Raw genomic sequence first — 8,065 nt, 5'->3', positions numbered from 1 at the left:
ACTCGTCTCAGACCGTGGCGGGCAGGGTCGCGAGGCGACACGTCGGGGGCTGTCGCGCAGGCTGGAGCACGCGGGGGGTCGGCTCCTCCCGCCGCTCACCATGGACATCTGGCTCGGTGGATCCCGGATGTCCACCGGCCGAGGGGACGATGGCCGCTCATCGACGACGGCGACGCTGCTGTCGGGAATTGCGGAGACGATTCTGATCGATGCGAGGATGCCGGCGGAGCAGGCGGTCGAGCTCGTCGCGTGGCTGCAGTCGATCGGCAGGCCGCTGAACACGATCGTCGTCACTCAAGAGCAGGCGCACCATTCGCGGGGTCTGGACGTGCTCCTCCGTTCCTACCCTGGCGCGCGAGCAGTCGCCACCTCCGCGGTCCTGGCCCGCGGGACGAACCGCACCGCGCTGCCCGGGCTCGCAGTCCACGGCGGGCACGTGGACGCGGAGTACGGTCGTGAGCCGACCGCCACGCCGGCGCCGGAGGCCACGGGCGGGCTCACACTGGACGGCCACGCCATCCACCTGTTCGACCTCGGCACCCTCGCCGGGCATGCGTCCAGCGCGGTCTGGGTCCGCGATCTGGATGCCATGATCGGGGGCGACCTGATGTACAACGGCGTTCACCCCCGCCTTGCCGGGACCAGTTCAGCGGATCGTCGTCTCTGGTCGCGTTCGCTTGATCTGATGGACGCACTCCGCCCGGCATGGGCGGTGGGGGCGCATCGAGCCCGGGGCGCCGCCAGCGATGCGGCGGCACCGCAGGTGGCGTGGATGCGGCGCTACCTCTCGGAATTCGACGAGCTCGCCGCTGCAGCGCACAGCCCGGCGGAGCTGGTGCGCGCCATCGACCGCCGGCATCCGGGCCTCGGCGACCTCGCCGTGCTGCGCGCATCCGCGGCCTCGCAGTTCGCCGATCGGATGGTGTCCCCGTCGGGGCCACGCTCGCACGCTCCGCGCAGACGTACTGTCGTCGTGCCGTCGAACACAGGCGGCGCGAAACGTCTCGAAGGAGCAGCCATGCCGTACATCACCACGTCCGACGGGGTCGAGATCTACGTCACCGATCAGGGCGAAGGCCGGCCGATCGTCTTCAGCCACGGGTGGCCGCTGAGCTCGGACGCGTGGCAGCCCGAGCTGAAGTTCTTCAGCGACAACGGATTTCGTGCCATCGCCCACGATCGGCGGGGACATGGTCGTTGCGGCAAGACGGCCGAGGGGCACACGATCGACCAGTACGCCCGCGACCTCGCGGATGTGATCGAGGCACTCGACCTTCGTGACGTGATCGTCGTGGGTCACTCCACGGGCGGCGGCGAGGTCGTGAGGTATGCGGCGCGCTACGCGAACGGCAGGGTCGCCAAGGTGGTGACCATCGGCGCCATTCCTCCGATCATGGTCCAGAGCGAGTCGAACCCGGAGGGAACGCCGATCGAGGTGTTCGACGGAATCCGGGCGGGCGTTCTGGGCGACGCATCACAGTTCTGGCTGGACCTCGCGGAGAGCTTCTTCGGAGCGAATCACGGTCGCGACGTCTCCTTCGGTGCGAAGCTCGACTTCTGGAGGCAGGGTCAGCTCGCGAACCTCTCCGCGGTCTACGACTGCATCACGGCGTTCTCCGAGACGGAGCAGACCGAGGATCTGCGGGCGATCGACGTGCCGATCCTGATCGCCCACGGCGAGGACGACCAGATCGTTCCGATCGCCGACTCCGCGCACAAGGCCGTCGAGCTCGTCCAGAACGGCACTCTGAAGACCTACCCGGGGGCGCCGCATGGCATCCACGGCGACTATCGGGCGCAGCTCGATCAGGACATCCTCGAGTGGATCCGACGCTGATCGGATCGGATCCTGGCCGCCGATGCACCGGCCTCGCGGGCCGTGCAGGCGCCGGACCCGTGCACGCCACGCCGAATCCCCTGTGCTGACCAGACAATGAGGCTCGCATGACTTCCACCACGGTGACGAGAGCACGTCTTCCTCTCAACACCTTCGGCATCGCGTTCGGAACCGCCGGGCTGGCGGGGACCTGGACGACCGCGGGCGAACTGATCGGCGCGCCGACGTGGACGGGCGACGCCGTCTGGGCGGTCGCGGCTGCCGCATGGGCCATCATCACCGTGACATACCTGCGTCGTTCCGGACGACTGCGGGGCATCGCGGAGGACCTGCGCCATCCCGTGCTGGGCCCGTTCGGGTCGCTGTTCCCCGCCGTCGGGTCGCTGCTCGCGGCTCATCTCACATCGTGGAGCCCGGTCGTGGCAGCGATCGGAGTCTGGTCGATGGTGCTGCTGGCGACGGGTCTCGGCGCCTGGTTCGTGGCGACGCTGATGACTGTGCCCCGGAATCCGGGGTCGCTTCACGGCGGCTATCTGCTGCCGACGGTCGCGGGCTCGCTGATCGCCTCGCAGTCGCTCGCCGTCATCGGACAGCGTCAGGTCGCGATCGGCTACCTCGCGGTCGGGGTGCTGTTCTGGCTTCTCGTCGGCGCGGTGCTGATCGGGCGCTTCATGGTGGGGCCGGCGACACCGGCGGGCCTTCTGCCGACGCTCGCGATCTTCTCTGCTCCGCCCGCCGTCGCAGGCAACGCGCTGTGGGCGATCACCGGTGGACGAGGCTCGGAGGGGGAGCTGATCCTGGGGGCCCTGATGATCGCGCTCCTGCTCCCGCACGTCTTCCTGGTCCGGCAGTATGCGCAGGCCGGTTTCGCTCTCGGGTTCTGGGCGATGACGTTCACGGTGGCCGCGAGCGCGACCTACGGCATCCGGCTGCTCAGCCTCCTGCCCCGCACCGGGGTGACGGTCGCGGCATCGTGGCTGACCCTGGCCGCGGCGACGGTGTTCATCGGAACCATCGCCGTACGCTCACTGGGGCTGCTGCACGACTCCGAATCGTGGCGGACCCGCGCCGGATCGCGCCTGTACCGGAACGCCGGGCTCGCGGGAGTCGTCGTCGCATCGGTCGCCGTGGCGTTCGGGGCGGGGGCGGGGAGCCCGCTGCTGATCGTCTACCAGGCTGAGTGGGGATTCCCGGACTGGCAGCTGACCGCGGCGTTCACCGTCTACGCGATGACGCTGCTCGGCACGCTCCTGGTCGCGGGACGGCTGTCCGACTTCGTCGGGAGGCGACCGGTGCTGCTAGCGGCGCTGACACTCATGCTCCTGTCCAGCATGATCTTCCTGTATGCGGACGGGATCGCCGGGATCATCGTCGCACGCGCGGTTCAGGGAGTGGCGACCGGGGCCGCGACGAGCACTTTCACGGCGGCGATCATCGAGCTCTCGAGCCCACGGCGCCGGGGCTTCATGACCGTGGTCACCAGCGCCGCACCGGTCGGAGGACTCGCGCTCGGCGCGTTCGGAGGCGGGCTGGCCGCCGAGTTCTCGGACGATCCCACGCGGACGGTGTTCTTGTCGTTGGGGATCGCCATCGTGACGGGCATGGCTGCGGTGTTCCTCGTGGACGAGACCGCCGGGCGTCGGCCCGGCGCGATCCGGTCTCTGCGTCCGGCTGTCGCCGTCCCTGCCGATGCCCGTGCCTGGTTCGCCTCGCTCGCTCCGCTGACCGCCGCCGGCTGGATGTACTCGGGTCTGTTCCTCGGGCTGGCGCCCCGGTTCGACGAGGCGCTGTTCGGCGTCGCGGATCCGGCCGTGAACGCCGCGATCGTGGCGCTTCAGCCGGCGAGCTCGGCGGTCGCGGGGATACTGTTCACCCGAATGCCGGCTCGATCCGCGACGCGCGTCGGCGCGTCCCTGCTGGTCGTCGGCGCCGCCGGAGCCGTGATCGCGCTGATCACCGCGGATCTCCCGCTGATGCTGCTGGCCGCACTCGTCGGGGGCGCAGGTCAGGGCGCTGCATTCGGCTCGTCACTGCGCCTCCTCGGCCCGCTGGCGAGCAACGCCTCGCGGGGCGGCATGCTGTCGGGCGTCTACCTCATCGCGTACACCGCGTACGGACTGCCGGTGCTGATCGCGGGTGCGCTGTCCGCTGCGCTCGGACTGCTGTCCGTGTCCGCACTCCATGCGGCGGTCGTCGGCGTGCTCGCCGCCACCGCGTTCTTCGCGGTCGGTGCGAGGGCGCGCCGCGACCGCGCAGACACCCCGGCAGACGACGCCTTCGTCCCTCTCGAAAGGAAACCTCAGAATGTCTGAAACGACCGTCCCGATCTCCGCCGCCGCCGCAGGCGACTTCCGTATCGCGGGTGACCTCCCGGTCGCGCGTCTGGGCTACGGCTCGATGCAGCTGCCGGGCGCGAACGCCTTCGGCCCCACTCGCGATGCGGAGAACGCGCGTCGGGTCCTGCGTCGTGCGGTGGAGCTGGGGGTGACTCTCATCGACACGGCGGATGCATACGGTCCAGAGGTCGCCGAGACGCTCATCGGCGAGGCGTTGTCGCCCTACCCCGACGAACTGGTCGTCGCCACCAAGGGTGGCTTCGTGCGGGGCTCGCGCGGCGAGTGGATCGTGAACGGGCAGCCCGAGCACCTGCGAGCGGCCGTCCGCGGGAGTCTGCGGCGTCTGCGCATGGATCGAATCGATCTGTATCAGCTGCATCGGGTGGATCCGCACGTGCCGCTCGCCGATCAGATCGGTGCGCTGGCTGAACTGCGCGATGAGGGGCTCATCCTGCACATCGGGCTGAGCGAGGTCACCGTGGATCAGCTGCGTGAGGCGGAGCGGATCGCGCCGATCGTCACCGTCCAGAACCGCTACAACCTCGCCGACCGATCCTCCGAGGAACTGGTCCGCCACACTGCCGAGCGGGGGATCGGGTTCATCCCGTGGTTCCCGCTCGCCACCGGCGGGCTCACTCACCCGACCGGCCCCCTGGGCGCGATGGCGCAGCGCACCGGAGCGTCGCCGTCCCAGCTCGCACTCGCCTGGCTCCTGCAGCACTCGCCGAACATCCTCCCCATTCCGGGAACCGCAAGCGCTGCCCACCTCGAGGAGAACGTGCTGGCTGCCGAGCTCGAGCTCTCGGCCGGTGATGTCGCGATCCTCGACGGAGCGGCATAGCAGGAGAGCGAGACGAGGCCGAGCGCTCTCTCATTCGGTGTGATCTCGCAGTCTGCGTCGCGAGGAACTCACCTACTGGGATGTGCGCGTCGACCGGTGGGTGGTGGAAAGCGGCGAGTACGTGGTCTCGGTCGGCTCATCCAGTCGTGATCTGCGCTCCAGCGTCTCCGTCGAGATGGAGGGCGAGAGAGTGATGCTGCCGGCGTCGCTGGAATCCTCGATAGAGGAGCTTCTCGACGACCCAGTCGTCGGTGAGGAGCTGAACGCCGCCCTGACCGAGAAGTACGGACCGGACAGTCCGAGCGTGACGCTGCTCGGCAACTTCCCGGTCGGCCGGCTCGACGGGATGCCGTTGCCTCGCGCGGAGGTGGTAGAGCTCGTGGAGCGGGCTCAGAGGGGGAGCTGAGCGGGCGTTCCCGTGGGGCGGCGTCGCCGTCCTGGTCAGCGCGGGTCGTACCGGAGCGGGCTCTGGCTCGCCGCGACGATCGCGCGCAGCTGCTCCAGCGAGGCCTGCGGATCCTGCGCGGCGCGTGCCTGGATCAGCACGTTCCCGAGCGCTGTCGCCTCGACGGGGCCGGCCAGCACCGGAAGCCCGGTGCGATCGGCGGTCGCCTGGCAGAGCAGTCGGTTCAGCGAGCCGCCGCCGCCCAGGTGGATGCTCTCGATCTCGCGCCCGGACAGAGCGGATGCCGTTCGCACGGCGTCCGCGAACGCCGCCGCGATCGACTCCACGATGCTGCGGGTGAAGGCCGGTCGCGAGGTCGGCGCAGCCGGCCCGAGCAGCGCTGCGATGCGTGCCGGCATGTCGCCGGGCGCGCTGAGCGACGGATCGTTCGCGTCGAACAGGGGCGTCTCGCCGTCGGCATCCGCCGCCTGCGACAGCAGCGACGGCAGGTCGATCGGTGCGCCGTCCTCCGCCTCCCATGCGCGCACGGTCTCGCTGAGCAGCCAGAGGCCGGTGACGTTGTGCAGGAAGCGGATGCGGCCGTCCACGCCGAGCTCGTTGGTGAAATTGGCCGCGCGAGCGGCATCCGTCACCACCGGATCGGCCAGCTCCAGCCCGACCAGCCCCCACGTTCCGCACGAGATGTACGCGGAGTTCGGCGACGACAGCGGTGCGGCGACGACCGCGGATGCCGTGTCGTGCGAACCCACGGCGATGACGGGCAGCTCCGCCCCGATGCGCTGAGCGAGCTCGGGCCGCAGCGTGCCGATCAGGGTTCCCGGGTCGACGAGCTCGGGAAGGACGCCGACCGGGATGCCGAGCCGCTCGGCGAGCTCGAGGTCCCACTCCGACGTCCGCACGTCCAGCAGACCGGTCGTGGACGCGTTCGTCCGCTCTGCGACCCGCCGGCCGGTCAGCAGGAACGCGATGAGGTCGGGGATCAGCAGTGCAGCGTCCGCCTGCACGATATGCCCGTCGATCCGGTACTGGTACAGGGTGTTGAACGGCAGGAACTGCAGGCCGTTGCGGCGGTAGAGCTCCTCGAACGGGATGATCTCGTGCACCTCGTCCACGCCGCGTCCGGTGCGCGCATCGCGGTAGTGGAACGGCTCCGCCACCAGCTCTCCGTCGCGCAGCAGCCCGTAGTCCACTGCCCACGAGTCGATGCCGATGCTCCGGATGCCCGGCTCACGGCGCACCGCCTCGGTGAGCCCCTCGACGACGTTCTCGAAGAGCGCGCCGAAGCCCCAGTGCAGTCCGTCCTCCCTCTCGACCGGGCCGTTGGGGAAGCGCGAGACCGGCTCGAGCTCGACGCGATCGTCGTGCACGCGTCCGATCATCACGCGGCCGCTGGTGGCCCCCAGGTCGACCGCCGCGAAGGCGCTGACGGCGCTCATCCCAGGCATCCGATCGTCGAGAGCACGACATCTCGTCGGGCGCACCGGACGTTCACGCGAACCTCCCGTGCGTTCGGCGAGATCCCGTGCTGTCGATGCGTAGCGCTCATCGCAGGAAGGCCGCGGCGACGCCGGAGTCGACGGGGATGTGCAGGCCCGTGGTGCGGGACAGCTCGGGGCCGGTCAGCACGTACACGGCGTCCGCGACGTTCTCGGGCACGACCTCGCGCTTGAGGATGGTGCGGTTCGCGTAGAACTGACCCAGGTCCTCCTCGGCCACCCCGTAGGTCGCGGCGCGGTTGGCACCCCAGCCCGAGGCGAAGATGCCCGAGCCGCGCACGACACCGTCGGGGTTGATGCCGTTCACGCGCACGCCGTGCTCGCCGAGCTCCACCGCCAGCAGACGCACCTGGTGCGCCTGGTCGGCCTTGGTCGCGGAGTAGGCGATGTTGTTCGGGCCGGCGAAGACGGAGTTCTTCGAGGAGATGTAGATGATGTCGCCGCCGAGCTTCTGCTCGATCAGCACCTTGGCCGCGGCCTTCGACACCAGGAAGGAGCCCTTCGCCATGACGTCGTGCTGCAGGTCCCAGTCCTTCTCAGTGGTCTCCAGCAGCGGCTTCGACAGCGAGAGACCGGCGTTGTTGACGACCAGGTCCACGCCGCCGAACGCGAGCACGGCCTCGTCGAGCGCGGCCTGCACGGCATCCGCGTCCGCGACGTTCGCCGCGACGCCGATCGCGACATCCGTGCCACCCAGCTCTGCGGCGGCGGCCTGCGCCTTCTCCAGGTCGAGGTCGGCGACGACCACGCACGCACCCTCGGCGGCGAGACGGGTCGCGATCGCCTTGCCGATGCCGGATGCCGCGCCCGTGACGAACGCGATGCGGCCCTGGTGGCTCTTCGGCTTCGGCATGCGCTGCAGCTTCGCCTCTTCCAGCGCCCAGTACTCGATGCGGAACTTCTCAGCGTCCGAGATGGGGGAGTAGGTGGAGAGCGCCTCCGCACCGCGCATGACGTTGATGGCGTTGACGTAGAACTCGCCGGCGACGCGTGCGGTCTGCTTGTTGGCCCCGTAGGAGAACATGCCCACACCCGGGATCAGCACGATCAGCGGGTCGGCGCCGCGGATCGCGGGCGACTCAGGGATGGCGTGCGCGTCGTAGTACGCCTGGTAGTCGGCACGGTACTCGGCGTGCAGCTCGTGCAGGC

The 8,065-nt window shown here is 69.9% G+C and carries 6 protein-coding genes; 4 read left to right on the top strand and 2 right to left on the bottom strand.

Annotated elements, in window-relative coordinates; all coding sequences use genetic code 11:
• From BGN97_RS05400 to BGN97_RS05385, 4 genes are all read left to right on the top strand, one after another.
• A partial coding sequence (locus tag BGN97_RS05400; protein ID WP_292698691.1) for an alpha/beta fold hydrolase occupies positions 1–1,837 on the top strand: 1,837 nt, incomplete at its 5' end.
• Between the two features lie 107 nt (positions 1,838–1,944).
• On the top strand, positions 1,945–4,149 hold the full coding sequence (locus tag BGN97_RS05395; RefSeq protein ID WP_292698689.1) for an MFS transporter: 2,205 nt from the start codon (positions 1,945–1,947) through the stop codon (positions 4,147–4,149).
• Positions 4,142–5,014, top strand: a complete 873-nt coding sequence (locus tag BGN97_RS05390; RefSeq protein ID WP_292698687.1) for an aldo/keto reductase — start codon at positions 4,142–4,144, stop codon at positions 5,012–5,014. The genes BGN97_RS05395 and BGN97_RS05390 overlap by 8 nt, the downstream gene beginning before the upstream one ends.
• Positions 5,015–5,066: 52 nt before the next feature.
• A complete protein-coding gene (locus BGN97_RS05385) occupies positions 5,067–5,420 on the top strand; it encodes a fibronectin type III-like domain-contianing protein (protein WP_292698692.1) in 354 nt (117 codons plus the stop codon).
• A gap of 35 nt (positions 5,421–5,455) precedes the next feature.
• Here the strand turns inward: BGN97_RS05385 and BGN97_RS05380 are convergent, their stop codons facing one another.
• Positions 5,456–6,856, bottom strand: a complete 1,401-nt coding sequence (locus BGN97_RS05380; RefSeq protein ID WP_292698684.1) for a rhamnulokinase family protein — start codon at positions 6,854–6,856, stop codon at positions 5,456–5,458.
• Between the two features lie 106 nt (positions 6,857–6,962).
• A partial coding sequence (locus BGN97_RS05375; protein ID WP_292698682.1) for an SDR family oxidoreductase occupies positions 6,963–8,065 on the bottom strand: 1,103 nt, incomplete at its 5' end.

It is taken from the genome of Microbacterium sp. 69-10, assembly GCF_001897945.1.
GTDB lineage: Bacteria > Actinomycetota > Actinomycetes > Actinomycetales > Microbacteriaceae > Microbacterium.
Note: the sequence above shows the minus strand (reverse complement) of the source record. Positions and strands in the feature narration are given on the sequence as shown.